This is a genomic window from Sedimentibacter sp. MB31-C6 (genome assembly GCF_035934735.1).
Lineage (GTDB): Bacteria > Bacillota > Clostridia > Tissierellales > Sedimentibacteraceae > Sedimentibacter.
On record NZ_CP142396.1, the window covers coordinates 1504715 to 1531485 of the forward strand.

Genomic DNA, 26771 nt, shown 5'->3' on the forward strand with positions numbered 1-26771 from the left:
GGATTTAAAATGAAAATTCACATATATGCATTTTCAGGCAATGGTGCAAGACTATGCGATAAATTAATTGAAAATTTAAATGACCATGAAGTAAGTGCCTATGTTCCTGAAAGGTATTTAAGTTCTGCAAGTTTGGTTAAATTACGTGAAGAAAACTTATACAAGTCAGCAGAAAGGTCCTTTAAAAATGTAGATAGTATAATTTTTGTAGGTTCTGCAGGCATAGCAGTTAGAGCCATAGCACCTTTTGTAAAAAGTAAAAAGAATGACCCCGCTGTCATATGCATGGACGAAAGAGGAATTAATGTTATATCTCTTTTAAGCGGGCACATTGGTGGCGCAAATAAGCTTACATTGAAAATTGCAGAGATTGTAGGGGGCAATCCTATTATTACTACGGCAACTGATGTAAACGGAAAGTTTGCAGTGGACGAATGGGCTCATAGCAGCAATCTTCACATAATGAGCTTAAAAAGAGCAAGAGACATTGCAGCAGATATATTGGACGATAAAAAAATAGGCTTTGAATCTGATTATAAGATAAATGGAAACTTGCCTTTAGAAATAGATTTGGCTGAAAGAGAAATAGGAATATGCGTTAGCCTTGATTCTAACAAATCCCCTTTTAAAAACACATTAAACTTAATTCCTAGGATTGTATCCGTAGGAGTGGGCTGCAGAAAAGGGACAGATTTTAATGATATTTACACTGCTATAAAGGAAGTTTTAAACAGGCACAATATTTCACAGTTTGCTGTTAGTTCAATAAATTCCATTGACCTAAAAAAGGAAGAAGAAGGAATAAAAAGAATAGCAGAGATTTTCAAGGTCCCCTTTCATACATATTCAAAGGAAGAGCTTAGTGAAATACAGGGGCAGTTTTCAAGTTCTGACTTTGTAAAAAAAATTGCGGGAGTTGATACTGTATGTGAAAGGGCTGCAATTATGGGAAGTAAATCAAAAAAATTATTTATAAATAAGACTGTTGTTAATTCCGTTACGGTCGCAGCAGCTATAGATACATATGAAGTGGTATTTTAACAGGAGCGGACACGTGGAGATTAATGGACAGTAAGAACCGTCTCCACTGGACAAGGAGGAAAAATGGAAAATATTAAATTTGTAGAGCCTCATAATATTGAAAAAAGAAGTTTTGAAATGATACAGGAAGAAATGGGAGAAATACAACTTGATAAGGAAATAGAGCCCATAGTAAAAAGGGTAATACATACTTCAGCAGATTTTGATTATTTAGACAATATGTGTTTCTCAAAAAATGCTGTAAAAAAGGCCAAGGAAGCTTTAAAAAATGGTGCAACAATCATTACTGATACAAACATGGCGTATTCAGGAATAAATAAAAAGGCAGCGGAAAAATACGGAGTGAACATACATTGCTTCATGGCGGATGAGGATGTGGCTAAAGAAGCCATGGAACGTGGAGAAACAAGGGCTACTGTTTCCATGGAGAGGGCATCAAAGATACAAGGCCCTATAATTTTTGCCATAGGCAATGCTCCCACAGCTTTAATAAAACTTTATGAAATGATAAAGGCAGGTATATTTAAGCCTGATGTTATTATCGGTGTCCCTGTTGGATTTGTAAATGTAGTTGAAGCAAAAGAGCTCATAATGAGCTTGGAAAATGTGGAATACATTGTTGCAAAAGGCAGAAAGGGAGGCAGTAATATTGCTGCAGCCATATGCAATGCCTTATTGTACAACATCTAAAGGTATGGGGACACACCTCTAAAGTAGGAGTGAACTTTAGAGGATTGTCCGCAAAAATCAAAATCAAAGGAGAAATTATGTTTTACGGTATAGGAGTAGGTATAGGAAACAGTCAAACTGTAACCAAAAAAGCAATAGATGTATTGGATGAGCTGGATATTTTGTATGTACCAACAGCTAAAAAAGCTGAAAATTTCAGCTCAGCACACAGTATTGTAAAAGATTATATTAATAAAAGAACAATAATTAAAGCTAGACATTTTCCAATGAATTATAATTCAGAAGAGCTTCAAAAAGCTTGGAATGAAATTGCTTCTGAAATAATTAGGGATGTGTCAGAGGGCAATAAAGTAGGATTTGTTACTATTGGCGACCCGATGGTTTACAGTACATATATTTATTTATTAAGAATACTAAAGGATAAAATTAAAGTAACAACAATACCTGGTATAGCATCATTTTTGGATATTGCTTGTAATAATAATTTTCCATTAGTGGAGGGAGAGGATCCGTTAATAATTTTACCTGCTACTATGGGAATAGAAAAACTTAGGAATTATATTAAAAATGAAAATTCAATTGTTTTAATGAAGGTTTACAACAATTTTGATGAAGTTATTAAAATGCTCATTGAAGAAAATCTTGAAAATCATTCCATAGTTGTAAGCAATTCGTCAAAAAATGAAGAAGTAATATATGAGAATATTAAAGATATTAAAAAATCTGATGTTTCTTATTTTACCACTATATTAATAAATAAAAGATGGGAGATATGATGATATATGTTGTAGGAATAGGTCCCGGAGGTCATGAAACAATGACGCATGAAGCAAGGTCAACAATTCAAAAATCAGATGTCATTGTTGGATATAAAACATATATAGATCTGATTAAGGACTTAATTAAGGAAAAGCAAGTGGTTTCAAATGGTATGAAGCAGGAAATAGATAGGGTTAAAAAGGCCGTTGAAATTTCGAAAACGGGCAAAACAGTTGCAGTTATAAGTTCTGGAGATGCAGGAGTATATGGCATGGCTGGATTGGTTTTAGAAATGGCGGAAGAAGAAAAAGTGGAAATAATAAGCGGTGTAACAGCATCAACAGCTGCAGCAGCAGTACTTGGAGCCCCTTTGATGCATGATTTTTGTCACATAAGTTTAAGCGATTTATTAACACCATTAGAATTAATATACAAGAGAATTGAATTGGCATCAGAAGGTGATTTTGTTATATGTCTTTACAATCCAAGGAGCAAGGGTAGACCAGATTATTTGAAAAATGCTTTTGAAATAATGAGAAAATTTAAATCAGGTTCTACTCCTGTAGGAATAGTTAAAAATGCAGAAAGAGAAAATCAAGAAGTACATATTTGCACCATTGATACAATTGATTATGAATTAGTTGACATGTTAAGTATAGTAATAGTTGGCAACGGCTCAACATATATAAAGAATAATACAATTATTACTAAAAGAGGTTATGAAAACAAACTAAAAGGAGAAAGAAATGAAGAAATTTAATGTTTTAAAGATTATGTTAACAATTTTAATGATGACGGTTTTGTTTGCAGGATGTAGCAAAGAAGTAGATAACAAAACTGGACAGCCTGCAGAAGAAAATAAGCCTGTAGAAGAAGCTCAAAATGAAGGAGATGCTGAAAAATCTGCTGCATCAGATTACGGTGTAATAATTAATGAAGAAGATATATTGTTTACTGATAGATCAGGAGAAGAAGTAACAATTAAAAAGAATCCTCAAAGGGTAGTAGTATTACAAAATTCCCTATTAGAGATGTGGGATCAGGCAGGTGGAGTTGTTGTAGGAAGAGTTGAAGAATCTGAAGATAAAAAAGTTGAAAATGCGATATCAGCAGAAGTTGTAGGTGCAATGGGTGCTCCGAGTCTTGAAAAGATATTATCTTTGCAACCTGATTTAGTTATTGTAGCCAGCAGTTATACTGCACAAAGAGAAATGATACCGTCTCTAAAGCAAAATAACATACAAGTAATTGATTTAGAAAATAACCTTTTAGAGGACTATTATAAAACAGTAAGACTGTTTACAGCAATTACTGAAAGAGAAGATTTGTATGAAAATCATGTAAATAACATACAAAAGAAAGTAGATGAAATAGTTTCAAAAGCACCTAAAGATAAAAACTATAAAGCAGTAATAATGTTTGCTACATCTAAAAGTATCACTGTAAGAGATTCAAACACTATGGTTGGTGAAATGGTAAAAGATTTAAATGTTATTAATATATCTGACTCTGCAGATACAGGAGTAGACACAAAGACCTTTAGCATGGAAAAAATATTACAGGAAGATCCAGATTTCATTTTTGTACAAACAATGGGAAGTGATTTGGAAAAAATAACTGAAAGATTAAAAGCAGATGCTTTGGACAATCCTGCATGGGCATCACTTACAGCAGTTAAGGAAGACAGATACATTGTTCTTCCAAAGGATTTATATTTGTACAAGCCTAATGACAGATATCCTGAGGCATATGAAGGTTTAGCAAAAATGATTTACCCAGAAGTGTTTGGAGAATATTAATAGTTACTAAAAGAGATTCTTCATTTTGATTTGAAGAATCTCTAAATGTTAAGTAAAGGCTGGTAAAAATTAAAATGACAAACTGCGTCAAAAAAAAGGATAGAATAAAAAAAAGTGTTATTTTAATTATTTGCATTTGTTTTTCAATAGTAGGTTTTTTTATAAGTATAATGAATGGTGCAGTAAAAATATCACCTAATGAAATTGTTAATGCCATACTCTTTGAAGAAGCAACCGTGAATTATCAAATAATTTGGAATGTGAGATTGCCAAGAACAATTGTAGCATCATTAGTTGGAACATGTCTTGCCTTATCGGGCTGCATACTTCAAGGAGTAATGAGAAATCCTCTGGCAGGTCCTAACATTATAGGTGTTTCATCAGGTGCAGGTCTTATGACATTAGTAATTCTAATTATTTTTCCTGAGTATTATTTTTTAGCTCCTTTAGGTGCTTTTACTGGAGCACTTTTAGCCACACTTTTTATTTATTTTTTAGCATGGAAAGAAGGTGCGGCAACAAATAGGCTAATTCTAGCAGGTGTGGCAGTTTCATCTTTGTTGGGAGCAGGAAATAATGCCATAATGACTTTCTATCCTGATAAGGTTTCAGGAGTAATAGGATTTATGGTGGGAGGGTTGTCATCTACTAATTAGAAGCATGTAAATATGATAATTCCATATGCAATTATTGGAATAATACTTCTTTTATTCGTTTTAAACAAATTAAATATACTTATGCTCGGAGATGAGGTAGCAACAGGACTTGGCTTAAATGTAGAAGCAACAAGATTTTTCTTTATTATAATTTCTTCATTACTTGCAGGAGCTGCTATAAGTGTGGTGGGATTACTTGGCTTTGTAGGTCTAATAGTTCCTCATATAACAAGATTGTTCATAGGTTCTGATTACAGGTACTTGCTTCCTGCAACTATTTTTACAGGTTCAGCAGTTGTTGTTTTATGCGATACTCTAGCAAGAGTAATGTTTGCTCCTGTTGAAATACCGGTAGGAATTATAATGTCAGCCTTAGGAGCCCCATTTTTCTTGTATTTATTAAGAAGGAAGAAGGAACATTAAATGGAATTAAAAGTTGAAAACTTAAATGTAAACTATGATGATAAAAAAATTCTAAAGGATATAAGTTTTAATGTTAAAAATGGAGAAATAGTAACTATTATAGGGCCTAACGGCTCTGGCAAATCCACCCTTATTAAATCAATTAGCCGTTATTTAAAGCCTGCAAGTGGAAAAATTTATTTGAATAAAGTCAATATCAATCAAATAAATACAAAGGAAATTGCAAGAAACCTTGCTGTATTGCCACAGGTAAAAGGTGTGTCATCAGACATTTCCATTGAAGAATTAGTGTCCTATGGACGCTTTCCACACCTTAAATTTGGAAGAAGACTTGGCATTGAGGACAAAGAAATTATTTCATGGGCATTAGAAAAGACGGGATTAATGGAAATGAAGGACAGATATGTTGTTACTCTTTCAGGAGGAGAAAGGCAAAGAGCGTGGATTGCAATGTCTCTTGCGCAAAAACCTAAGATATTGCTCCTTGATGAGCCTACAACATTTCTTGATATTTGTTACCAATTAGAAACATTGGAGCTAGTGAAGGAGCTAAATAAAACATTGGGTATAACTGTGGTTATGGTGCTTCATGATTTAAATCAAGCAGCCAGATATTCAGATAATATATTGGTTATAAATAATGGTGAGTTATGGGAATATGGGGAGCCTTGTAAGGTTATAAGCGAAGGATTACTCAAACATATTTTTAAAATAGATGCAGATATATATGAAGATAAAATAAATAATTGCCCATACTTTATTCCAAGAAAAATTACGGCATAAGGGAAGTGATTAAATGATTGAAATACAAAGTCTTAGCAAAAAATTCAATGATTTTACTGCTGTAAATAATGTGGATTTATCTATAGAATCAGGTGAATTTATTGGAATTTTAGGACCAAATGGAGCAGGAAAAACTACCATAATAAAAATTCTCACAGGTTTGTTAAAGCCTACAGCAGGAAATGTAGTCATTAACGGCAGTTTAATGAGTAGAAATAATAAGAAAATTAAAGGTATTATGGGCATAGTTCCCCAGTATTCAAATTTAGACAAGGAGCTTACTGTTTATGAGAATTTAGTTTTTGCTGCAAAATTATTCAAAGTTGATAATTACAAAGATAAAATAAATGAACTTTTAGAGTTTGTAGAGTTGTTAGATTTTAAAGACAGAATTGTAACAAATTTATCCGGAGGTATGGTAAGGAGACTTACAATTGCCAAAGCACTTATAAACGATCCGGATATTATTATACTTGATGAACCAACAGTAGGAATAGATTTAAATGGCAGAAGAAAAATATGGGATATTTTAAAATATATGAAAGCGAAGAATAAGACTGTACTACTGACTACTCACTATATTGAGGAAGCAGAATATCTGTGCAACAGGGTATGTTTAATAGATAAAGGAACAATTATTCAAGATAGTACGCCAGATATTTTAAAGAAACAGTTAGGTATCTATACTGTTGAGTACTTTGACGAAGAGGCAAAGACAATATATAAATTCTTTGAAAGTAAACAAGAGGCTATAAATTATTCTGCAGGTATAGAAAGCTTAAATTATACAATTAGAGATACAACATTGGAAGATGTTTTTTACAATTTTACAAATAGGAAGGTATTATGATGGAAATAGTTACAGTTCTGTGGAGAGAATATTTGTTTTTTAAAAGACGAATTGCAAGAATTACTTTATCTGCCATCATGAGTCCTATTTTATATCTTATTGCATTTGGATGGGGATTGGGAAAAGATGTTGTAGTTGAAGGTTCAACATACATGCATTTCATCATACCAGGTATTATAGCCATAACTACCATGAATACAGGCTTCAATGCAGTATCATCAAGAATAATTACATCAAAATTGTATGAAAGAAGTTTTGAGTATTACCTTACCTCTCCCATAAGTATGCCGCTCATGTCCTTAGGATATGCTGCCGCTTTATCAATTGAAAGCCATTATGATATGGGCAGATTTAACACATATATTATGACTCCAATGTCATTTCTTTGCGGAACATTTTTTTCTTTGGAGAATCTGCCTGATGTAATAAAGGCAATTATTGGTATTTTGCCTCTCTCACATGCTTCTGTATCTCTTAGAAGCATTGTATTAAAAGGGAATTTTTATCATAAATCTATTGCAGTTTTGTTGATATATGCAGTTTTATTGTATTTAGTAGGCGTGAAAATGAGTTATAGGGAAATGAAATAAATAAAATTACTGGAGGAAATATGAAAAAGGCTATAGTTGTTGCAAGTTTTGGATGTTCAATAAAAGATTCAAGAGAAAAATATATAGAAACAATTGAAAATGCTGTAAAGGATACATATAGGGATATTGATTGCTTCAGAGTGTTTACATCGGAAATCATAAGAAAAAAGATGAAGAGAGAAGAAAACTTGGACATACACAACATGAAAAGTTGTTTACAGATGTTGAAAGAAGGCGGCTACACTCATGTATATGTTTCAGTTACACACGTAATACCGGGAGTTGAGTATGAAAAAGTATTAAGAGCGGTTAGTGAATATATAAATGATTTTGAAGAAATAAAAGTAGCAAGAACATTTTTAGATGAGCATTTGGGAAATGATGAAATTAATGTTATAAAATCTTACATAAAGACTGATTTACAGGATGAGGAAGCCATTATTTTGGTGGGACACGGCTCGCACCATGATTCACATAAATACTATGAGGAAGTTGAGAAGCTTCTGAGAAATCATGTTAAAAATTCATATGTAGTGAGCATTGAAGGCAATCCGTTTATTGATGACATAATAGATGAATTAAAGAGAAGAAAGTATACAAAAATTTATCTCTATCCATTTTTAATAGTTTCAGGAGACCATGCATTAAATGATATTGGATCAGATGATGATGAATCAATAAAATCTATACTTTCCGGTAATGGTTTTGATGTAGAAATGTTTTTTACCGGGCTTGGAGAAAACAGAAATGCTATTAATTTATTTGTTGATAGATTAAATGAGATTATAACTGTATAAATTTAATAGTACAGTTAAAATAAAAAAGGAGGAAAAAATGAAAAAAAGATTTATGTTATGTCTGGCATTGATGTCAGTAATGCTATTATCACCAAATTATATTTTCGGTATGCACATTATGGAAGGATTTTTGCCTGTTGGGTGGGCAATATTCTGGATGGCGGCGAGTTTGCCATTTGTTATACTAGGTATGAGAACAATATCTAAAACTTTTAAGGAAAATCCAAATCAAAAATTATTATTTGCTTTAGTAACTGCTTTTGTATTTATTTTATCTGCTCTTAAAATGCCTTCGGTAACAGGAAGCACATCCCATCCTACGGGAACAGGTCTTGGTGCAATATTGTTCGGGCCTATGCCTATGGCAGTATCAGGTCTTATAGTACTTTTGTTTCAGGCGCTTTTGTTGGCTCACGGAGGCATAAGCACACTGGGAGCAAATGTATTTTCAATGGCTATTGTAGGACCATTTGTATCATATTTTGTATACAAGCTTCTAAAAGGCACTAATAAAAAGGTTGCTGTATTTATGGCTGCAGCTTTAGGAGATTTATTAACATATGTGGTAACATCCATACAGCTTGCTTTAGCACATCCAGATGCTGTAAGTGGTGTAATGGGATCATTAACTAAGTTTTTAAGCATATTTGCAGTTACTCAGATTCCCCTAGCCGTAGCTGAAGGAATTTTAACAGTAATAGTCTTTGATTTAATTGTTAATTATCAAAAAGAGGGAGGATACCAGCTTGAAAGAATCAACTAGAAATATTTTATTGATTTTAGTATTAATTATAATGGTGGCAGTGCCATTGTTAGTTTTACAAGACGCTGAATTTGGAGGAGCTGATGGACAGGCAGAGGAAGTTATAACGGAGATAAATTCTGACTATGAGCCATGGTTCAGTCCATTAATTGAACCAGCCAGTGGCGAAATTGAAAGCTTGCTGTTCTCACTGCAAGCAGCAATTGGAGCAGGAGTCATAGGATATTTCTATGGTCTTGTAAGAGGGAAGCGATTAGCAGGAAATAAAAATTAATTAAAGAAGGTATAAAATGCTTATTATAGATAGATTTGCATACACCAATAAATTCAGTAATTTAAATCCTTGTTTAAAGGTAATAATTTCATTGCTTTTGATATTATTATCAATTGTCAATTCAAACATATATGTTTTATGTTTCATGATTGCAGGAAATATTTTAACTACAATATTTGGTGCGGGAATTCCAAAAAAGTCATATATTAAGATGATTGCGGCTCCTGCAGTATATCTTATAATAAGCATTTTTGCCATAATATTTACTTTTGGTTTCTCAGATATTGTGCATTCAGAAAACTTTGTTTATTTAAAACAATTCCGATTTTTAAAATTTTATATAGGCTTGGCGGAAGGATCAGTCAAAAACGGACTTACCTTGGGATTGAAATCTTTAAGCGGTATAGCAAGCATGTATTTTCTCATACTTACTACCCCTTGCAGCCAGCAGATTAAAGTTATGAAAAAAGCTAAATTGCCGGTTGTATTTATTGAACTATATGTATTGACATATAGATTTATAGCAATATTTTTTGAAGAAGCGATTTTAATTCATACTGCTCAAAAAATGAGGTTTGGATACAGCAATTATAAAAATTCAATGAATTCATTGGCAGTGCTGATTAAAGTACTGTTTGTGCGAATAATGAAAAGGTACAAGGATATGCAATCAATATTGGAAATAAAGCATTTTGATGGTAACTTTTATACAGATTAAGAATTAATAGATTTATAAAGCGGGTGCATTATGTTAAAAACTGAAAATGTAACATATGTTTATGAGGACAATACTGTAGCTTTAAAAGATGTAAATATAGATTTAACTAAAGGTAAGAAAATAGGAATAGTGGGCTCAAACGGATCTGGGAAATCAACATTGTTCATGATCTTTTTAGGACTGTTGAAACCTACTGAAGGCAGAGTAATTTTCAATGAAAATGAATTGCAATATGATAAAAATACATTGACTAAACTAAGAAAAAACGCAGGAATAGTATTTCAAGACCCTGATAAACAAATATTTTTCTCCAGCGTATTTGATGATGTGGCTTTTGCTCTTCGAAATCTCAAGTTTGAAGAAAATGAAGTGAATAAAAGAGTTAACGAAGCAATGGAAAAAACTAATATATCTCACTTGCAAAATAAACCTGTACATTTTTTAAGTTATGGTCAAAAAAAGAACGTATCTATTGCCGGTGTAATTGCAATAGATCATAAGCTCATGTTTTTTGATGAGCCCACAGCAGGGCTTGATTACAAATCAAAAGAAAATGTAAAAAGCATACTTGAGAACATTGCAGCTACAGAAGAGAAATCCATTGTAGTTTCAAGTCATGATATGAATTTTATATATGAAATCTGCGACTATATATATGTCCTGAACAAAGGGCATGTGCTGTCTCACGGAATAAAGGAAGAAATATTTCTGAATAAAGAAATTTTAGATAAAGCAGAGTTAGAGGAACCATTTTTAGTTAAAGTCCATAAATATTTAGGAAAGCCTCTATACAAAAGCGAAGATGAATTATTCATAAATTAAAATCAAGTGAGGTAAAAGATGGATAACAATAATAGTGAAGAAAAAACTGAAAATTATAAATTTTTTCAAAATACAAAGTGTGAGTATTTCCCATGCCATAAAACAACAGATAAAGAGAATTTTAATTGTTTATTTTGTTATTGTCCCCTTTACATGTTAAAGGGCGATTGTGGCGGCAATTTTATTAAAAATCATAATATAAAAGACTGCACAAATTGCCTTGTTCCTCATTCCGAGGGAAATTATGAAAGAATAATGTCAAAAATGAAAGAAGTTGTAAAAAGAGGAAGTGATTTTTAATGTGCGATTGCTTTTGCAATCACAATGCTTTGTCCCATTGCAGTGTTTCATTGCCTTAAATACGTTGATAACATATATTGATTTTCATGTTTTATGTAATATAATGATTTTAACATAAAAGTTTTATTCAGGAATATCAATAATGGATAAAAATTGAAGAGGAGAATATGGAATGGGATATGTACATGTTTATACCGGAAACGGCAAGGGTAAGACAACAGCTGCATTAGGACTTTCATTGAGAGCAGTTTGTGCAGGTAAAAGGGTATTTTTCGGACAATTTATAAAGGGTATGGAATACAGCGAATTGAAATGCACAGAATTTATGAATAATTTTGAAATAGAGCAGTTCGGCAGAAGATGCTTTATATATGAGGCTCCTACAGAAGAGGACATCACTGCTTTTAAGCTGTTTAATGTTGAAGATGCACTTGCAGCAATTAAAGACAGGTCTGAAAATGTGGAGGTAATAATAACAGGCAGGTATGCTCCCGAAGAAATAATAAGCATTGCCGACCTTGTGACAGAGATGAAAGAAATTAAGCACTATTACAGCAAGGGCATTGAAGCAAGAGAAGGAATTGAGTTTTAATTAGAGCAAGAAATTGTATGGGAAGACAAGCTTGAAAATTCATTTGACATGATAATAGTATGTAAGGTACAATACTTATTTTCGGAAGCAAAATGAAATAAAAACCAGTAAAGCCTTGTGATAGCAAGACAATGCTGGTTTGTTTTTTTGAAAAAAGTTGTTGTGTAATCTAGCTTATTTTCGAACTTCCTAAAATTTTTTTTATTTCTTGAAGAGTCATCAATTGTCTGCCTATATCCAGATTAAAAGCAGCATTAATATCATCTGTGACACTATCAGCAAAGTCGAATAACCACAAGTTTTGATCTATATGACTGCACTCTACACGCTGCAATGTTTCGGCTATTTTAGCTATGGTGTATTTTCCACCAAGTTTCATTTCGACAATTCTAGCAATCAATAAGGAAATAAAGCAAGTAAGAAAATGTGCATTAATGTGTTCCTCAGTATGCAAGTACACCGGCCTTGTACCAAGAACACTTTTTGTGACCTTAAATGATTCCTCAATACGCCATAAACCTCTGTACATTTCAATGATGTGTTCACTTGTATCATCGAGCTCGCTAGTTATGATAGCATAATATCCGTCATACTTTTGTTCATCTTCAATCTTCTTTTTGTCGAGCACAAGGGCGTCTTTTATGTTCAAAATTTCTCCAGTCTCTTTATCGATTTTCAGATTTTCGATATATCCTGCGGCTCCATAATCGAATGTTCGTCTGTATTTAGCAGGATTTTCTATCATCTTAATTGCTTTAGAAATTGCCTCTTCTCGCTTGTATTTCGCCCTGGCAGCATATTTTTCACTGTAAAATACAATCCATTTTTGCTCAACAGTTACTTTCTTTTTTGTTTTTTTCTTGCCATTTTGTTTTACATTAACATTAATAACAGCATCTGGGACAATCATGGACTTTAATTTGTAACTATCTGAAATCTGCTGATATCCTGTTTCGTCAAGTACCCACTTTTTAAAATCTTCACTGGCGCCTCGAACACTTTTGCTGTAAATGTATCCATCGCCAAGAATTGTGTTGTATGCAATATTATCTCCACTGTTAAGTCCTTTGTCTGCAACCGATATTATCCGCTGTACTCCGAATTTTTTCTTTACTTCTGATAGCATTGGCATAAGCGTTTGGGAATCATGTGTGTTCCCTGGGAATAACTTGTATGAGATGGGCAATCCGACTTTATCAAGTAAAAGACCCATTTGTACGATTGGATCCTTTCGGTGTTCTTTGGATGGCCCTCTCTTTCGCAAGTCATCTTGCTTATCAATTTCAAAGTAGTAGTTTGTTACATCATAATAGACAAGGTCTGTCTCACGGCCGTATTGTTCAGTTATCTTCTCGTGAAGATGTTGTTGTAAATCACCAGATATTTTACTGAAGTGTGTGAGTGCATGGTAAACATCATCAAGAGTAAAATTGAAACTGTCAAAAAAACGCTCTTTATTTAGAATAGATGCACGTTTTGAACCAGGAAACAAAAGCCGTGTATATATGAGTAGGCGCATGATTGCGTCAGTATTAAATTTAAAATTTTCATGTCTCCTAGCATTTTTAAGAAACCTATCGATCTCAAGTTCGTGATAGATTTTACTGAAAACAATATGTCCATAGTTTTTTCGATTTTCTTTATTTCGTGTAATTAACCATTTGATGAGAGACACTGACTGTAATAGGTTGGTGTCTTTTGTATTTGTTAGAATCTTTAATAAAAAATGTAAAATATAGAGTATTGATATTATCAAAAAGGGTATTAGGACATTTTTGTAACAAAAAATATTTAAATCTCATCATGTTAATAGTCCAATGTTACTTTAAATACCTTAGAAAATTTCGTAAGAGAATTTTATGCAGATAGTCTTATGCTATTAATTAAGTAATTAAGCTATTATTACAATAAATTTGATAATTACAGTTTAATTTAATGATATAATAGACGAAATAAATAACAGACAACATTAAATTGCATATAGATAGTCGGGGGTATAGTGTCTTGATAATTATATTTTTTGATGTAATAACAGATGAAGAAAAGGAATTAATCAATAAAATTTTTTCGAAAATGAATGTCAAATTGTATAATATTTCTTTTAACATTCTTAAGAATAAATTTGATGCAGAAGATGCTGTAATACAGACATTTTTAAATATTTCTGACAATATAGAAAAAATTTCTAATTTACCATGTCCCCAAATAGAGCCTTACTGCGTTGTAATATTGAAGAATGAAAGTATAAATATTATGAGAAAGAGTAGGAAGGTTGAATTTGAGGAAAATATAGATTATTTGTACCAGAATTTACATCATGATGAAGTCTATAACCTTGAAGAAGAGTTTATGAAAACAGCAGATAAAGAAATTTTATTATCATGCATTAACAGACTTTCAGACGATGAGAAAAATCTTATATACTTAAGATTTCTAAACGAGTTGGGTTTTAAACAAATTTCAGAGCTTTTAGATATTACTGAGGAGGCTGCCAAAAAACGAGGGCAGCGCATTTTAAAAAAGTTGCGGGCGTATTATGAGGATGGTGATAAGGTTGTCCAAAACGATTGACATTATTATGAAAGATGTGTGTGAATTATCTTTTCGGGATGAATTGCAAAAAATAAATGATTTAGACAATAATAATATTATTTACGAATCATTGACTAAGGAGGATATTAATAGATTAGCTAAAAAAATAGAACTATTACCATTTGAATACCGCAATATTCTTTTTTTTCGATATTGCTTTAACAGCACTCTTTTTGAAACAGATAAAATACTTAAAATAGAAAATTCCAAAAAGAAATTGCGTTATATTCAAAAAATGCTATCAAATTTTATGGGTGTCGAAAATTCATTGATAGATAATAATTCTATGGAAGATGCCTGTCAATTAGCTTTGTCCGAAGATATGAAAGACTATGATAGTATCGAAATATTACAAAAACCTATTTATTCTAAGAACTTCATAAAAAAGCTGAAGAAATATAATATCAAACAAAATAATAATATATATATTTTAATAGCTAAAAAAGCAGCAACATTAATATTGATATTCATCATGAGCTTATCAACGGTCTTGGTGTTTAACACAGAAGCAAGAACAAAATTATTCAACTGGATTATTGAAAAGTTTCCTAAGTATAGTATATTCACATCACAAAACGTTAATGAAGATAATGGTCCTGTAGATTTAGTATCATTTAAAATCAAGTATATTCCTAACGGATATGAGTTGTCTGAGATTCATGAAGGACATAATGCATTAATATATAATTATTTATCTGGAAACAATCAAATGTTAACGATAAAATTATCGGTTATAGGAAGTAAATCATATTATGATACTGAAAATGCTGACATAGAAGATTTTTTCTTTAAAGGATCACAGGCGTATATTTGGCAAACTGATAGTAGAACACATTTATTATGGAATCAGAATGGTGTGGATTTTCACATCATCGGAAACTTAAATAAAGATGAGATTATAAAGATTGCAGAAAATATTTCAAAATAATTAAAAATAATTTCAAAAAAGATGTCCCTTTTTTCCTCCTTGTTCGTTATAGAGGTAAGAACCTAAAAAACAACAAGGAGGATTTTTATTATGAAATTAAAGAAAATTGTAGCAATAGCGTTGGTGTCTGCATTAATATTTGGAAGCGTTGGAGTTAATGATGTATATGCTATAGAACAACAAGAACATTTATTAGTAAATACAAATCAACAGATAATCACTCAGTTTTGGTCTCAAATTGACATTATTTCGCCATACATATCTGCAAGTGGTTATGCTCTTTACCCAGAAGTGTATATAGAGGCTAAAAGTACTTCAGCTTCAATTAGTGGAACAATGTATCTACAAAAATTCAGTTCCGGAAGTTGGGTAAATGTAACATCATGGAGTTTAAATGGTACAGGTAATGTATTTTTATCTAAGAGCTATAGCGGAACTTCAAATACAATATATCGTACTAGAGTTATAGTAACTATAAATGGAGAAACTGCCGAGGCCGTTTCAGGTGCTTGTGAAATTTTAAGGTATTGAAAATTGATTAAAGTCTGTTGTAGACGTAAAAGCAGAAAAAAATGGTGATTTGATTTTTGATATTATTGAAAATGGGAAAAAAGACAAAATAATTATTACATCTGAAGGAAAAATTTTTAGTGATGAGATTGAAATAAAAGTAGAAACCGTTGAAACTGATCAAATAATTGTAAAAGACGTTCAGCCAATGAGTACTTCATATAATACGATGGATTGTCCTAGAGGTAACCCCTCCGATTACACAGAATATTATATGACTGAAAACAAAAGTAATATAGAATTAAGTAAAAAATCATCTGAATATACTGGTTTAGGGTTATCCATATTGCTAGCTGGCCTTACTGGAACAGTATTTTTGGGAAGTATTTCATTTGCTATAGCTGACGTACTTATTAATGATTTTGGAAATGTTGAACCTGATACATATGGACTATCTTTTAAAGCCACTATATATTCACATAAAGATGGTCCATATTATGGAACTATTTATAGGAAATATAATACAAAGTGGTATTCTCAAATAAATTACGGTGGAAGTATTACAAACACAGTTTCTTATAGGGTAACAGAATATTATTAATACTAAATTTTGGGAATAAGATATTTTCAAAAATACTTAGCATAAATAACTTGAAGATTGAATAAACCTCTAAACGGGTGTTAAAGTATAATGTTTAGAGGTTTTCACTATTCAATATTATATACGATATTTAATAAAAAAGATACCATCTAATTTTATTTATTTGAGAATATTATGTGCTTTTATAGTGTGTGTGTTATAATAGTAATAAGAGGTGGATATTATTATGAATAATAAAATCAATAAAAATAATAAAAATAATATAGAAAAACCTAAAACTGCTTTTAATGATATAAAATTATTTCTATATCTACTTTTATGTTCTGAACTATTAATGCTATATTATTCTGTAAGGCAAATGTTTTTTCAAAATATAGATTGTTCTTCAAGGGTAGCTGGAATAAATACAGTATTACTGATTTCAACAATTATTCATATAAGAAAAATTAAAATCAGAGAAAAATAGTTGTAAACAGATAGATTTTATGTAAATACGTATAATTAATATTTAGATATTGTTTAATCATGGTGGATAGACTCCATGGGATGAAGGAGAGATTTATTATATTAGGAATTTATCCCATGACAATGAATGACCGGTATAAAATTAGGACATTTTTGGGACATTTTTTATTGTAAAATCATATAAAATGTAGTTAATAAATAAAGGTAAAAAATCTTAAAAACCTTGAAATTACAAAGAAGTGTTAATTCTACATTACATTCTATTACTCGGGGAGGTAAAGCTACTAAGCTGAAATATAAAGAAGCACATGACCATGAAAAAGTAAGCAATATGTAATTAACCACTTGATGAAAGACACTGACTGCAATAGGTTGGTGTCTTTTTAATTTTTGATTTTGCTGCAAAGTATAGGTTGAAATATACTTAATTTTTTGGATAACTAATGCGTTTTTATCTTGTCTGGGCAAATTTCTAAAAAAGTATTTTTAAATAGATGTCGAAAATTGCATATTGCATATGAATCTTTATATGTAACATTATTATTTGCAATGTAACATCGAGAATGTTACATTATGAAAAAGTAAGAGAAAGATTTAAACTTATTATTAAGTAAATTGTATATGAAATTATTTTTTAAAATTGTCTAATCTCTATTATATGGAATAATAAATTATGAGTATTTGAAGGATGGTAGATATTTAAGTTCCACAAAAAAAGGAACTGAAGCAGTCGTTTTTAACAACTATTGCTACAGTCCTTTTACAATCGCTATTGTAACAGAAGGTCTTCCAAAATAAGTTCTCCCCACATTCCCTTATATTTTCCATCCTCCAGTTCGGGAATCTTTTCGTTGATAAATGCCTTCATTTTTTCGATTGCAGCGTCCCGTGTATAAAGTTCCTGAAGTCCATTACAATACTTTTTAACTTCTCTAAGACCCATTTGTGGAGTATCATGTGCAAATGCGTTGATAAATAAAGGATAATGTATCACTGTTTCAACTAATGCTTCGGTGGTCATATTAAGCAAAATATCATCTGGTATTTGGCATGCTTTTATCTTCTCCTGTAAGGATTTAAGATCTGACCATTCCGTCATTCCAGGCACGATAGGGTATTGATATGGTTCAGTAATTGTATATGTGTCTCCTATTTGGCAAGCTACCATAAAAATTAAAATGCAAAATATTACAATAATAATACGTTTCATATAGCATCCCTTTCACAATCATCATGAACTGTGCAAATTTATTATATTACACAAAATATCAAGATTCTATACCTTGTGTGATGGTGTAAAAAGCTTATTTAGATTATTGATTATTTTATCTATAATAAATGTATACTGAATGAGTTTTAATGTTATCTCCACATCACAAACTTGATTCAGTATCTTAAACATTTATTATTCAACATTTTATATGATATAATTATAACATATATGTAGTTTTATGTAAAGACTAACCATTTTATTGCTTCCTCATAATTTGTTTTTAAAAATGATCGCAACAGTATAACATCTTTTAAATTTTTTAAAAGTTAGAAACAATTAAAGCATAAAAGTAAAATTCATTTTAAAAAGTTGTTGTCTTTATGGTTTGTATGTCGTAACATTATTACGAACAATAAGGACAAAAGGAGCAATATTATGTCTGATAAAGATATGGTTTTCAAATTAATGAAAAATAATAATGGAATTTTAGAGTCAAAACAAGCTGTAAAAGCGGGAATTGATAATAAAGTATTACAAAGATTATATAAGGCAGGCGATATAGGATTTTTTATAATGTATATGTTCTTTTAACATTGAGAAAAGATGATTTGATTAAAGCTGAAATTAAAGATGCCGTTTGGAAAAAGGCTGAAGAAAGAAACAGCACCATTTATATAAAAGATTATCAAAAATATTTAGACGATATAAGCAGTAGCAAAGATATACGGTCAATTTGGAATGCTTATAAGAGTGAAAAAATACTTTTGGTTGCATTAAATATACAATAACGAGAATATTAATAAATGTGGTTTAGGACAAATTTTGGCAAATTCAATTAAAAAACAGTATAAAATGGGGTTAATAGAAAGCAATAATTACTATGAAAATGTTGTAATTTACACATTGTATCAATACCATTACAACCCCTAAGATTTGGGGAGGTAAAGCTACACGCCTTAAATATAAAGAAGCACATGACCACGATAAAGTAAGTAATATGTAATTAACCACTTGATGAAAGACACTGACTGTAATAGGTTGGTGTCTTTTGTATTTGTTAGAATCTTTAATAAAAAATGTAAAATATAGAGTATTGATATTATCAAAAAGGGTATTAGGACATTTTTGTAACAAAAAATATTTAAATCTCATCATGTTAATAGTCCAATGTTACTTTAAATATCTTAGAAAATTTCGTAAGAGAATTTTATGCAGATAGTCTTATGCTATTAATTAAGTAATTAAGCTATTATTACAATAAATTTGATAATTACAGTTTAATTTAATGATATAATAGACGAAATAAATAACAGACAACATTAAATTGCATATAGATAGCGGGGGTATAGTGTCTTGATAATTATATTTTTTGATGTAATAACAGATGAAGAAAAGGAATTAATCAATAAAATTTTTTCGAAAATGAATGTCAAATTGTATAATATTTCTTTTAACATTCTTAAGAATAAATTTGATGCAGAAGATGCTGTAATACAGACATTTTTAAATATTTCTGACAATATAGAAAAAATTTCTAATTTACCATGTCCCCAAATAGAGCCTTACTGCGTTGTAATATTGAAGAATGAAAGTATAAATATTATGAGAAAGAGTAGGAAGGTTGAATTTGAGGAAAATATAGATTATTTGTACCAGAATTTACATCATGATGAAGTCTATAACCTTGAAGAAGAGTTTATGAAAACAGCAGATAAAGAAATTTTATTATCATGCATTAACAGACTTTCAGACGATGAGAAAAATCTTATATACTTAAGATTTTTAAACGAATTGAGTTTCAAGCAAATTTCAGAGCTTTTAGATATTACTGAAGAGGCCGCTAAAAAACGGGGACAGCGTATTTTAAAAAAGTTGCGGGTGTATTATGAGGAGTGTGATAAGGTTGTCCAAAACGATTGACATTATTATGAAAGATGTGTGTGAATTATCTTTTCAGGATGAATTGCAAAAAATAAATGATTTAGACAATAATAATATTATTTACGAATCATTGACTAAGGAGGCGATTAATAGATTAGCAAAGAAAATAGAACTATTACCATTTGAATACCGCAATCTTCTTTTTTTTCGATATTGCTTTAACAGCACTCCTTTTGAAACAGATAAAATACTTAAAATAGAAAATTCCAAAAAGAAATTGCGTTATATTCAAAAAATGCTATCAAATTTTATGGGTGTCGAAAATTCATTGATAGATAATACTTCTATGGAAGATGCCTGTCGATTAGCTTTGTCCGAAGATATGAAAGACTATGATAGTATCGAAATATTACAAAAACCTATTTATTCTAAGAACTTAATAAAAAAGCTGAAGGAATATAATATCAAACAAAATAATAATACAGCATTCCTTGCAATAGCTAAAAAAGCAGCAATATTCATATTAATATTTATCATGAGCTTATCTACAGTCTTGGTATTTAATACAGAAGCACGCACAAAATTATTGAACTGGATTATTGAAAAGTTTCCTAAGTATAGTATATTTACTTCACAAAATGATAATGGTCCAGTCGATTTAGCATCATTTAAAATTAAATATATTCCCTCAGATTTTGAATTATCAAATACTCACGAAATGCGTAACATGTTAATTTATGAGTATTTGTCTGAAGATAATCAAATGCTGACTATAAAATTATCTATTTCTTCCAGTGAAAGAAAATCTTATTATAATACTGAAAATGCTATCATAGAGGAATTTATTTTTAAAGAATCTCAGGCTTATATGTGGCAAATTGATGAAATAACTTATTTAATATGGTATCAGGATAGTGTGGATTTCCATATTATCGGAAACCTAAGTAAAGACGAAATTATAAAAATTGCAGAAAATATTTCAAAATAATTTTAAAAAAATTGTCCCTTTTTTCCTCCTTGTTCGTTATATATGTAAGAACCTAAAAACAACAAGGAGGATTTTTATTATGAAACTAAAGAAAATTGGAGCAATAGCGTTGGTATCTGCTTTAGTACTTGGAAGCGCTGGAGTTAATAATGTATATGGCATGGAACAACAAAAATACATATCTAAAAATACAAATAATCAAATAATCACTCCATTTTGGGTTGAAATTATCACAATTTTACCAGATATATCGGCAAGTGGTAATACTCTTTATCCGGAAGTATATGTAAAAGCTAAAAGTACGTCATCTTCAATTACAGGTATAATGTATTTAGAAAAATACAGCTCCGGAAGCTGGGTAAATGTAACTTCATGGAGTTTAAAGGGAACAGGAAGCCTATCTGCATTTAAGAGCTATAGCGGAATTTCAAATAACATATATCGAACAAGAGTTGTAATAACTGTAAACGGAGAAACTGCCGAGGCCGTTTCAGGTACTTGTGAAATTTTAAGGTATTGAAAATTGGGTGTTTCAACATTACTTACCTAAATATGGCGGATATTTTCCGTTGTACAGAGACTATATTAATAATTCTCAAAGTAAAGGGGGGAAATACAAATGAAGAACATTAAAGAAAAAATACTTAAATTGGCTGTTAAACAAATTAAGAACACAGCATTCTCTGCAGTCGGCGTTACATCATATTGGTTAGCATTTCAACCTAAAGAACCAAGTAATTTAAAAAGGTAATTTTAATTATTAGTTACTTTAAATTGTTCTTACAATATAATTATAATTTTTCTTTTACTTTTGCAATATAACTCCATTCAAATTGCAGCTAATTATTATATAGTAAAAGAAAAAAAGGAGGGGGTTCCATTGGGATTTATGTTTGTATTACAAAATTTACAAAATGCATATAATTTAAAAAATTATGAATAATGGGGAGGTAACAAATGAAAAAAGGTTATATAGCATTAAGGAAACTATTTGCTTTGCTTATGATTTTCACATTATGCATTACATCTTCAGTATTTGCAAGCACACCAAACAAATTACCTGATGATCATGAAGTTTTAAATGGGCAACTGTATATAGACGGAAATAAAGTTACTGAAATAATTCAGGTAGAATCAGGTAAAACGAAAAAAATTACTGTTGGACAATATGTTTCTAAGCTTGAACATGGTGAGATAATCTTTGATGATACTGTTACATTGGAAGATACGTCAGAAGATATGATAATTTCACCTTTAGGCATTACTGATGACTGGTACAGATATGATGAATCTTCTTGGACCTCTGTTTTGAGAACTACTAAGAGAGAGAGAGTATCAACATATCTTAAAAATGAAACTTCTAATCCAGCTGACCATTTATTAAGTACAACTTGCGAATCATCTCAATCATTTAGTTTTAATGTTGAAACTGGCGATAAACCTTATATTAAGGGAGGGGCAGGGTTTACTTGGGAATCTTCATCATCCAGAACTGAAGAAAAGAAATTAACTATTAGTCCAGGTATGTATGGATGGTGGGAATTTGCTCCTATAGAAAACAAAACTAGTGGATATATGAAAACATTTAGTTGGTTAGGAGAACTTAAAGAAGAAAAATCTGTATATGCTTATTCACCGAAGGAAATAAATGGGTATCTTGATGGCGTGTATTATGCAGTGGAAAAAGCTACAATGCCTACAAATTAGTCAATTTTAAACTATAATTTTAAGATATGATATGCTAAAATAAGGTTATATACTCTATAATTATTTTGGTGAGAAAAATTGTTAAGTACGACAAAGACGTGGATGTTACAATTTCACGTCTTTTAAAAATATGTGCATCATAATGTAAACAGTATTGTAGGCAAATAAAATATAAATATGATAAAATACTTTTAATACAGGAGGATTTGTTTATGAAATTTAAATATCTTATTTTGGTTGGAGTTATTATCATAGTAGTATTTATTATATATATATACAGTAATAAAGAAGAATCCCAACTTACTAGATCTAGAGAGTATACTGATACAATTCAGCTTGGATTGCAGGGCGAAGGTTTGACTGAGGACCAAATATTGTTCATTGAACCGCTTAAAGATAATGAGGAACTTATTTTTTTTAGTAATTATAATGCCTTAGCTTTTGCCTGTTTATCTAAAATTAAAGATGAATGGTTGTGGAAAAGAACAGATCCTATGTATGACTTCCAATCTACAGATTCATCATCATATATGACTTCTATGGTTGAGATAACAACAATAAAAAATCATAATTATTATTTGTATTTAGGAGAGATATTTAATCCGAAAATTAATAAAATAACTCTACATAATGATACAATTAATGCTAGGATAGTAAAAATAGACAACAATACATTCTGGTTTACAGTTATTGATATTGAATTAATAGGTGGTGATTATTTAAATATTGATACTAAAGCTTATGATGATTTAGATAGTATTATAGAATAATGTAATAAGTATATAATGCTGAATTTAATTCTTAGTTTCATCTATTGATTTAAGTATAAAAATCATAATATTAGTATAAATTTAAAAAATACTTCGGGCAAATTCTAGGCAAATTTTTATAAAAAACAATATAAAACGGTATTAATAAAAATGATTAGTAAACCTTAAAACCATTGAAGTATACACATAGTATTAATACCGTTTTATCCCTTAAGATTCGGGGAGGTAAAGCTACACGCCTTAAATATAAAGAAGCACATGACCACGATAAAGTAAGTAATATGTAATTAACCATTTGATGAGAGACACTGACTGTAATAGGTTGGTGTCTTTTGTATCTTTTGTTTCTGTGGCGATGGTTTGAAACAAAAAATGCAAAAGTAAACAAAAAGAGTTCCCGGGCAAATTTTTTAAAGAATAGTTTAAAGAATCTTATTAGAACGTATTGTACCCATGTTAATGGATATATGTGATGTGACCCCAATATGTTAGAATTCTAGGTCTAACATATTGGGGTCAGTTCATTTTAAAGGGTTTCTATTTTTGAATTATGTATTTTTGGTAAAAGTATATTCTTAGTAAACTAAACTTAACAATTTAAAAATGCAACAGCAATACTTTTACTTTTTAAGTTTTATACTAAATATCTCTATGGTTCTACATATCCTATAGAAGTATCTATACCAACTGTGCTTGTTTCACTATCCCAAGTTATTCCTATATTAAAAATTTTAGCAACATCTCTTAATTTAAAATAATTGTTATTATTAATATTATAAGCGCTTAATTGAACTTCGATGCTATCTTTATATATTTTCGATGTGTTTAAATTACCTGTTTTTGATTTACCATTGCCTTTACTCAGTTCACCACCTACTGTTGTATAGGCTGTATTTGAAATTAGATTAATTGCATTTTTATTATCCCACTTCACTTCGAATTGCTTTTCACTATTGTTTACTACACTTGCTAAATCTCTAAGTTTAAAATAATTATTATTATCTATATTATAAGCATCAAAAGATAATACCTTGCCATTTACTATAACCTTAGAATTTGTTGGTTCTGCAGTCACTGTTGTTGGCTCTGCAGGTACATCAACAGGCGTTGTATTTTTAGTTCCTGATTTATATTTGATTAATTTTAATGTGTAATACTTGTAAAAATCATCTATGTCTCTTTCCATACCGTTAGGTACATATTCATATAAAATATAACCATATACTTCTGGACTATCTTGTGTGTGATCATTACCTTTTGCTTTTACATTAAATTTTTCACTTGCTTTAAATGTACCAGAATATAAAATATCCTTAGATGTTGACTTTGTTTCATATGTTTCTATAAACGCAGTGCCTTGCCACGTTTCAGCAAATTCTAATTTGTCATCAATCTTGATTAAAAAACCTGTGGAATTTATTCCAGCAGTCTCATCATTGCCATAACAATATTCTATTATTGTATTTTCATCCCAAACTTCAACTTCATATTCTCCGTCGTTAAATGGTGTTCCTCTGTATCCGCCAAATACTACATTCTCTTTTTGTATTTTTACTACATTTTTACTTTCAGAAAATCCTCTAAATTCATCTACTCCAATGGAATCACTAAAGAAGATAAAGTATTATATAAATTAATTAAAGATAAAAATATATATTAACACTTGATGAAAGACACTGACTGAAATATAGTAGTGTCCTTTTTAAATTTTCATATAAATAAATGACTCTCTTAAGAGCCATTTACCAAACAGAATTAATTTTTTACGTTAGGCGATGCAAAACTCGGTGGTTGAGCATTTTGAGCATTGAAATTGTTTGTTCCTGGAGATGACAAATCAAAGTAAAGTTTTGAATCTGCTGTAACTCCCCAGTTTTGATTAGAGCCAGTATCTTGTATTTTATTAAATGCTTCTCTGAACATTGTGTTATGCGCTTCTTCACGGTTTAACAAGAAATCAATCGTATCTCTTACACCTTTGTCGTTAATTTGTCTGTACAAATATTGATATACTACCTTTGCACGCTGCTCAGCTGCTATGTTTGATAATAAGTCTGCTGCTAAGTCGCCTGTTTCATTAACATATGCAGAAGTCCATAGATATCCTGACGCATTAGCTAATATTGGCGCTAATCCTGTTAATACATGTGCCTCCACACCTCCAATAGTTGCATTTTGTGCATCTAAGTCGTGTCCGTTCAACAAATTTATTGCAGTTGCAACCATTTCCAAATGACTTAATTCTTCTGCTGCAATATCTAAAAACAAGTCCTTTATTTCTTTATCTTTAATACGCTGACTTTGAGATAAATATTGCATTGCAGCCTTTAGTTCTCCTTGTGGGCCTCCAAGCTGTTCCTGCAGCATAGCTGCATAGTTCGGATTTGGTCTATCTACCTTAACTTCATAAAGCAATTTTTTATCATGTAAAAACATAAAATCTCTCCTTTTTTATTTTAAATTAGTTTTGCCTTTAAAATAAAAAATATGCTATATCTATAGATATAAATGATAGATATAACATTAATATGAGATATTAAATTATATAAGCAGTATTCTAATATTTTATGTTTTAATCGTGTATACGCAACAAGCTTTAAAGTATAAAATAAAGTTAAGTGATTTAAATTAGAATTTAATTATAATGATTTAATCATTAATTCTAAATATTGTTCTGCTCTTTCATGAAGATCAAAACTACCATTGTGAAGACACCAGTGAAATATTAGTCCTCTCATTGCCTGATAAAGGTATTCATTTATTTCATCGACGCTCATGTTAGTTGTTATTTCTCCATTTTTTATAGCTTCTTCAATAATAGGATCAAGAAGAGTTTGCATAGCCCTTCCTTTTTTAAGAAACAGGGTATTACTATTACTATATAGAATTTTAGTAAAATCAAATGGTTCACTAATAACAAAATCTATATAAAATAGCATATAATTTTTCATTTTTTCTTTAGAAGTTTTTCCTTTGATTTTATTCTTCATAAAATCATTAAATATTTTATCTGCTAAGACATATTTCTGATATAGTATATCATTCTTAGATTTATAGTAATTATAAAATGAGCCTACAGATACATTTGCTGATTTTACTATATCTTGTATTGTAACATGTTCATAACCTTTGGTTTTGAACAGCTTAATGCTGATATTATATATTTTTTCCTTGGTTTTTTGTGCTTGGATTGAGCGACTGTTCAACTTGATTCCTCCTATTACATCTATGAATTTACAACTGAATTCGCATATCATAT

32 protein-coding genes and 2 pseudogenes are annotated in these 26771 nt (G+C 30.4%); 29 read left to right on the forward strand and 5 right to left on the reverse strand.

Going from position 1 to position 26771, the window contains the following annotated elements; translation table 11 throughout:
• The first annotated feature begins 9 nt into the window (after positions 1 to 9).
• The 16 genes and pseudogenes from U8307_RS07190 to U8307_RS07265 all read left to right on the forward strand — a co-directional run bounded on the left by U8307_RS07190 (position 10) and on the right by U8307_RS07265 (position 11857).
• Positions 10 to 1041, forward strand: a complete 1032-nt coding sequence (locus U8307_RS07190; RefSeq protein WP_326911503.1) for a cobalt-precorrin 5A hydrolase — start codon at positions 10 to 12, stop codon at positions 1039 to 1041.
• Between the two features lie 63 nt (positions 1042 to 1104).
• On the forward strand, positions 1105 to 1731 hold the full coding sequence (locus U8307_RS07195) for a precorrin-8X methylmutase (RefSeq protein ID WP_326906488.1): 627 nt from the start codon (positions 1105 to 1107) through the stop codon (positions 1729 to 1731).
• A gap of 77 nt (positions 1732 to 1808) precedes the next feature.
• Entirely contained in the window at positions 1809 to 2507 is a 699-nt protein-coding gene (gene cobI / locus U8307_RS07200; RefSeq protein WP_326906490.1) for a precorrin-2 C(20)-methyltransferase, read from the forward strand.
• Entirely contained in the window at positions 2507 to 3250 is a 744-nt protein-coding gene (gene cobJ, locus U8307_RS07205) for a precorrin-3B C(17)-methyltransferase (RefSeq protein WP_326906492.1), read from the forward strand. Before cobI ends, cobJ begins: the two co-directional genes overlap by 1 nt.
• The gene (locus U8307_RS07210) at positions 3237 to 4289 is read left to right on the forward strand and encodes an ABC transporter substrate-binding protein (RefSeq protein ID WP_326906494.1); all 1053 of its coding nucleotides are present in this window, start codon (positions 3237 to 3239) and stop codon (positions 4287 to 4289) included. Before cobJ ends, U8307_RS07210 begins: the two co-directional genes overlap by 14 nt.
• Positions 4290 to 4363: 74 nt before the next feature.
• Positions 4364 to 5368 (forward strand): annotated as a pseudogene (locus U8307_RS07215) (FecCD family ABC transporter permease).
• On the forward strand, positions 5369 to 6151 hold the full coding sequence (locus U8307_RS07220) for an ABC transporter ATP-binding protein (RefSeq protein ID WP_326906496.1): 783 nt from the start codon (positions 5369 to 5371) through the stop codon (positions 6149 to 6151).
• Positions 6152 to 6164: 13 nt separating this feature from the next.
• On the forward strand, positions 6165 to 7001 hold the full coding sequence (locus tag U8307_RS07225; protein WP_326906499.1) for an ABC transporter ATP-binding protein: 837 nt from the start codon (positions 6165 to 6167) through the stop codon (positions 6999 to 7001).
• Positions 6998 to 7591 carry an ABC transporter permease gene (locus U8307_RS07230; RefSeq protein WP_326906500.1) on the forward strand — a complete coding sequence of 198 codons (594 nt, stop codon included), beginning with the start codon at positions 6998 to 7000 and terminating at the stop codon, positions 7589 to 7591. The genes U8307_RS07225 and U8307_RS07230 overlap by 4 nt, the downstream gene beginning before the upstream one ends.
• A 20-nt stretch (positions 7592 to 7611) precedes the next feature.
• The gene (locus tag U8307_RS07235; RefSeq protein WP_326906501.1) at positions 7612 to 8388 is read left to right on the forward strand and encodes a sirohydrochlorin cobaltochelatase; all 777 of its coding nucleotides are present in this window, start codon (positions 7612 to 7614) and stop codon (positions 8386 to 8388) included.
• 37 nt (positions 8389 to 8425) lie between these two features.
• A complete protein-coding gene (locus U8307_RS07240) occupies positions 8426 to 9151 on the forward strand; it encodes an energy-coupling factor ABC transporter permease (RefSeq protein ID WP_326906503.1) in 726 nt (241 codons plus the stop codon).
• Positions 9135 to 9425 carry an energy-coupling factor ABC transporter substrate-binding protein gene (locus tag U8307_RS07245; RefSeq protein WP_326906505.1) on the forward strand — a complete coding sequence of 97 codons (291 nt, stop codon included), beginning with the start codon at positions 9135 to 9137 and terminating at the stop codon, positions 9423 to 9425. Before U8307_RS07240 ends, U8307_RS07245 begins: the two co-directional genes overlap by 17 nt.
• Positions 9426 to 9441: 16 nt before the next feature.
• Complete coding sequence (gene cbiQ / locus U8307_RS07250) at positions 9442 to 10143, forward strand: cobalt ECF transporter T component CbiQ (RefSeq protein ID WP_326906507.1); 702 nt, start codon at positions 9442 to 9444, stop codon at positions 10141 to 10143.
• 30 nt (positions 10144 to 10173) lie between these two features.
• Positions 10174 to 10965, forward strand: coding sequence for an energy-coupling factor ABC transporter ATP-binding protein (locus U8307_RS07255; protein ID WP_326906509.1), 792 nt, complete (start codon positions 10174 to 10176; stop codon positions 10963 to 10965).
• 18 nt (positions 10966 to 10983) lie between these two features.
• Entirely contained in the window at positions 10984 to 11265 is a 282-nt protein-coding gene (locus tag U8307_RS07260; protein ID WP_326906511.1) for a cysteine-rich small domain-containing protein, read from the forward strand.
• A 172-nt stretch (positions 11266 to 11437) separates the two neighbouring features.
• On the forward strand, positions 11438 to 11857 hold the full coding sequence (locus U8307_RS07265) for a cob(I)yrinic acid a,c-diamide adenosyltransferase (protein ID WP_326906513.1): 420 nt from the start codon (positions 11438 to 11440) through the stop codon (positions 11855 to 11857).
• Between the two features lie 169 nt (positions 11858 to 12026).
• Here the strand turns inward: U8307_RS07265 and U8307_RS07270 are convergent.
• Positions 12027 to 13511: pseudogene (locus tag U8307_RS07270) on the reverse strand (IS1634 family transposase); the annotation flags it as partial.
• A gap of 350 nt (positions 13512 to 13861) precedes the next feature.
• On the opposite strand from U8307_RS07270, the gene U8307_RS07275 reads away from it, so the two are divergent.
• The 5 genes from U8307_RS07275 (at position 13862) to U8307_RS07295 (ending at position 16954) form a co-directional block, all read left to right on the forward strand.
• The gene (locus tag U8307_RS07275) at positions 13862 to 14428 is read left to right on the forward strand and encodes an RNA polymerase sigma factor (protein ID WP_326906517.1); all 567 of its coding nucleotides are present in this window, start codon (positions 13862 to 13864) and stop codon (positions 14426 to 14428) included.
• Positions 14412 to 15377 (forward strand): DUF4367 domain-containing protein, encoded by a 966-nt coding sequence (locus tag U8307_RS07280; RefSeq protein ID WP_326906519.1) that lies wholly within the window; start codon positions 14412 to 14414, stop codon positions 15375 to 15377. Before U8307_RS07275 ends, U8307_RS07280 begins: the two co-directional genes overlap by 17 nt.
• A gap of 90 nt (positions 15378 to 15467) precedes the next feature.
• Positions 15468 to 15908: a hypothetical protein gene (locus tag U8307_RS07285; RefSeq protein ID WP_326906521.1), complete on the forward strand. Its 441-nt coding sequence runs from the start codon at positions 15468 to 15470 to the stop codon at positions 15906 to 15908.
• 49 nt (positions 15909 to 15957) lie between these two features.
• Positions 15958 to 16488: a hypothetical protein gene (locus tag U8307_RS07290; protein ID WP_326906522.1), complete on the forward strand. Its 531-nt coding sequence runs from the start codon at positions 15958 to 15960 to the stop codon at positions 16486 to 16488.
• A gap of 226 nt (positions 16489 to 16714) precedes the next feature.
• Positions 16715 to 16954, forward strand: coding sequence for a hypothetical protein (locus U8307_RS07295; protein ID WP_326906523.1), 240 nt, complete (start codon positions 16715 to 16717; stop codon positions 16952 to 16954).
• Positions 16955 to 17722: 768 nt separating this feature from the next.
• Here U8307_RS07295 and U8307_RS07300 read toward each other — a convergent pair.
• Positions 17723 to 18163: a hypothetical protein gene (locus U8307_RS07300; RefSeq protein WP_326906524.1), complete on the reverse strand. Its 441-nt coding sequence runs from the start codon at positions 18161 to 18163 to the stop codon at positions 17723 to 17725.
• Between the two features lie 438 nt (positions 18164 to 18601).
• Here U8307_RS07300 and U8307_RS07305 point away from each other — a divergent pair, with 438 nt between their 5' ends.
• The 8 genes from U8307_RS07305 to U8307_RS07340 all read left to right on the forward strand — a co-directional run bounded on the left by U8307_RS07305 (position 18602) and on the right by U8307_RS07340 (position 23512).
• Complete coding sequence (locus tag U8307_RS07305) at positions 18602 to 18757, forward strand: hypothetical protein (protein WP_326906526.1); 156 nt, start codon at positions 18602 to 18604, stop codon at positions 18755 to 18757.
• Positions 18758 to 18774: 17 nt separating this feature from the next.
• Positions 18775 to 18954, forward strand: coding sequence for a hypothetical protein (locus U8307_RS07310; protein WP_326906528.1), 180 nt, complete (start codon positions 18775 to 18777; stop codon positions 18952 to 18954).
• Between the two features lie 565 nt (positions 18955 to 19519).
• The gene (locus U8307_RS07315; protein ID WP_326906530.1) at positions 19520 to 20086 is read left to right on the forward strand and encodes an RNA polymerase sigma factor; all 567 of its coding nucleotides are present in this window, start codon (positions 19520 to 19522) and stop codon (positions 20084 to 20086) included.
• Entirely contained in the window at positions 20070 to 21035 is a 966-nt protein-coding gene (locus U8307_RS07320; RefSeq protein ID WP_326906532.1) for a DUF4367 domain-containing protein, read from the forward strand. Before U8307_RS07315 ends, U8307_RS07320 begins: the two co-directional genes overlap by 17 nt.
• Positions 21036 to 21114: 79 nt before the next feature.
• Entirely contained in the window at positions 21115 to 21555 is a 441-nt protein-coding gene (locus tag U8307_RS07325) for a hypothetical protein (RefSeq protein WP_326906534.1), read from the forward strand.
• Positions 21556 to 21654: 99 nt separating this feature from the next.
• Positions 21655 to 21786: a cyclic lactone autoinducer peptide gene (locus U8307_RS07330; RefSeq protein ID WP_326906536.1), complete on the forward strand. Its 132-nt coding sequence runs from the start codon at positions 21655 to 21657 to the stop codon at positions 21784 to 21786.
• A 206-nt stretch (positions 21787 to 21992) separates the two neighbouring features.
• On the forward strand, positions 21993 to 22742 hold the full coding sequence (locus U8307_RS07335; RefSeq protein ID WP_326906537.1) for a hypothetical protein: 750 nt from the start codon (positions 21993 to 21995) through the stop codon (positions 22740 to 22742).
• A 212-nt stretch (positions 22743 to 22954) separates the two neighbouring features.
• Positions 22955 to 23512 carry a hypothetical protein gene (locus tag U8307_RS07340; RefSeq protein WP_326906539.1) on the forward strand — a complete coding sequence of 186 codons (558 nt, stop codon included), beginning with the start codon at positions 22955 to 22957 and terminating at the stop codon, positions 23510 to 23512.
• 649 nt (positions 23513 to 24161) lie between these two features.
• Here U8307_RS07340 and U8307_RS07345 read toward each other — a convergent pair.
• The 3 genes from U8307_RS07345 to U8307_RS07355 all read right to left on the reverse strand — a co-directional run bounded on the left by U8307_RS07345 (position 24162) and on the right by U8307_RS07355 (position 26718).
• Positions 24162 to 24698: a hypothetical protein gene (locus U8307_RS07345; RefSeq protein WP_326906541.1), complete on the reverse strand. Its 537-nt coding sequence runs from the start codon at positions 24696 to 24698 to the stop codon at positions 24162 to 24164.
• A 569-nt stretch (positions 24699 to 25267) separates the two neighbouring features.
• The gene (locus U8307_RS07350) at positions 25268 to 25948 is read right to left on the reverse strand and encodes a manganese catalase family protein (protein WP_326906543.1); all 681 of its coding nucleotides are present in this window, start codon (positions 25946 to 25948) and stop codon (positions 25268 to 25270) included.
• Positions 25949 to 26151: 203 nt separating this feature from the next.
• Positions 26152 to 26718: a TetR/AcrR family transcriptional regulator gene (locus U8307_RS07355; protein ID WP_326906545.1), complete on the reverse strand. Its 567-nt coding sequence runs from the start codon at positions 26716 to 26718 to the stop codon at positions 26152 to 26154.
• Between the last annotated feature and the right edge of the window lie 53 nt (positions 26719 to 26771).

Bases quoted from the DNA above. Each gene is read 5' to 3' on its own strand.
- U8307_RS07345 (WP_326906541.1), bottom strand. From the start codon at position 24,698: ATGGAAAGAGACATAGATGATTTTTACAAGTATTACACATTAAAATTA.
- U8307_RS07335 (WP_326906537.1), top strand. From the start codon at position 21,993: ATGAAAAAAGGTTATATAGCATTAAGGAAACTATTTGCTTTGCTTATG.
- U8307_RS07210 (WP_326906494.1), top strand. From the start codon at position 3,237: ATGAAGAAATTTAATGTTTTAAAGATTATGTTAACAATTTTAATGATG.
- U8307_RS07340 (WP_326906539.1), top strand. From the start codon at position 22,955: ATGAAATTTAAATATCTTATTTTGGTTGGAGTTATTATCATAGTAGTA.
- U8307_RS07235 (WP_326906501.1), top strand. From the start codon at position 7,612: ATGAAAAAGGCTATAGTTGTTGCAAGTTTTGGATGTTCAATAAAAGAT.
- U8307_RS07230 (WP_326906500.1), top strand. From the start codon at position 6,998: ATGATGGAAATAGTTACAGTTCTGTGGAGAGAATATTTGTTTTTTAAA.
- U8307_RS07325 (WP_326906534.1), top strand. From the start codon at position 21,115: ATGAAACTAAAGAAAATTGGAGCAATAGCGTTGGTATCTGCTTTAGTA.
- U8307_RS07285 (WP_326906521.1), top strand. From the start codon at position 15,468: ATGAAATTAAAGAAAATTGTAGCAATAGCGTTGGTGTCTGCATTAATA.
- U8307_RS07265 (WP_326906513.1), top strand. From the start codon at position 11,438: ATGGGATATGTACATGTTTATACCGGAAACGGCAAGGGTAAGACAACA.
- U8307_RS07260 (WP_326906511.1), top strand. From the start codon at position 10,984: ATGGATAACAATAATAGTGAAGAAAAAACTGAAAATTATAAATTTTTT.
- cobI (WP_326906490.1), top strand. From the start codon at position 1,809: ATGTTTTACGGTATAGGAGTAGGTATAGGAAACAGTCAAACTGTAACC.
- cbiQ (WP_326906507.1), top strand. From the start codon at position 9,442: ATGCTTATTATAGATAGATTTGCATACACCAATAAATTCAGTAATTTA.
- U8307_RS07190 (WP_326911503.1), top strand. From the start codon at position 10: ATGAAAATTCACATATATGCATTTTCAGGCAATGGTGCAAGACTATGC.
- U8307_RS07225 (WP_326906499.1), top strand. From the start codon at position 6,165: ATGATTGAAATACAAAGTCTTAGCAAAAAATTCAATGATTTTACTGCT.
- U8307_RS07350 (WP_326906543.1), bottom strand. From the start codon at position 25,948: ATGTTTTTACATGATAAAAAATTGCTTTATGAAGTTAAGGTAGATAGA.
- cobJ (WP_326906492.1), top strand. From the start codon at position 2,507: ATGATATATGTTGTAGGAATAGGTCCCGGAGGTCATGAAACAATGACG.
- U8307_RS07240 (WP_326906503.1), top strand. From the start codon at position 8,426: ATGAAAAAAAGATTTATGTTATGTCTGGCATTGATGTCAGTAATGCTA.
- U8307_RS07255 (WP_326906509.1), top strand. From the start codon at position 10,174: ATGTTAAAAACTGAAAATGTAACATATGTTTATGAGGACAATACTGTA.
- U8307_RS07330 (WP_326906536.1), top strand. From the start codon at position 21,655: ATGAAGAACATTAAAGAAAAAATACTTAAATTGGCTGTTAAACAAATT.
- U8307_RS07305 (WP_326906526.1), top strand. From the start codon at position 18,602: ATGTCTGATAAAGATATGGTTTTCAAATTAATGAAAAATAATAATGGA.
- U8307_RS07195 (WP_326906488.1), top strand. From the start codon at position 1,105: ATGGAAAATATTAAATTTGTAGAGCCTCATAATATTGAAAAAAGAAGT.
- U8307_RS07300 (WP_326906524.1), bottom strand. From the start codon at position 18,163: ATGAAACGTATTATTATTGTAATATTTTGCATTTTAATTTTTATGGTA.
- U8307_RS07295 (WP_326906523.1), top strand. From the start codon at position 16,715: ATGAATAATAAAATCAATAAAAATAATAAAAATAATATAGAAAAACCT.
- U8307_RS07220 (WP_326906496.1), top strand. From the start codon at position 5,369: ATGGAATTAAAAGTTGAAAACTTAAATGTAAACTATGATGATAAAAAA.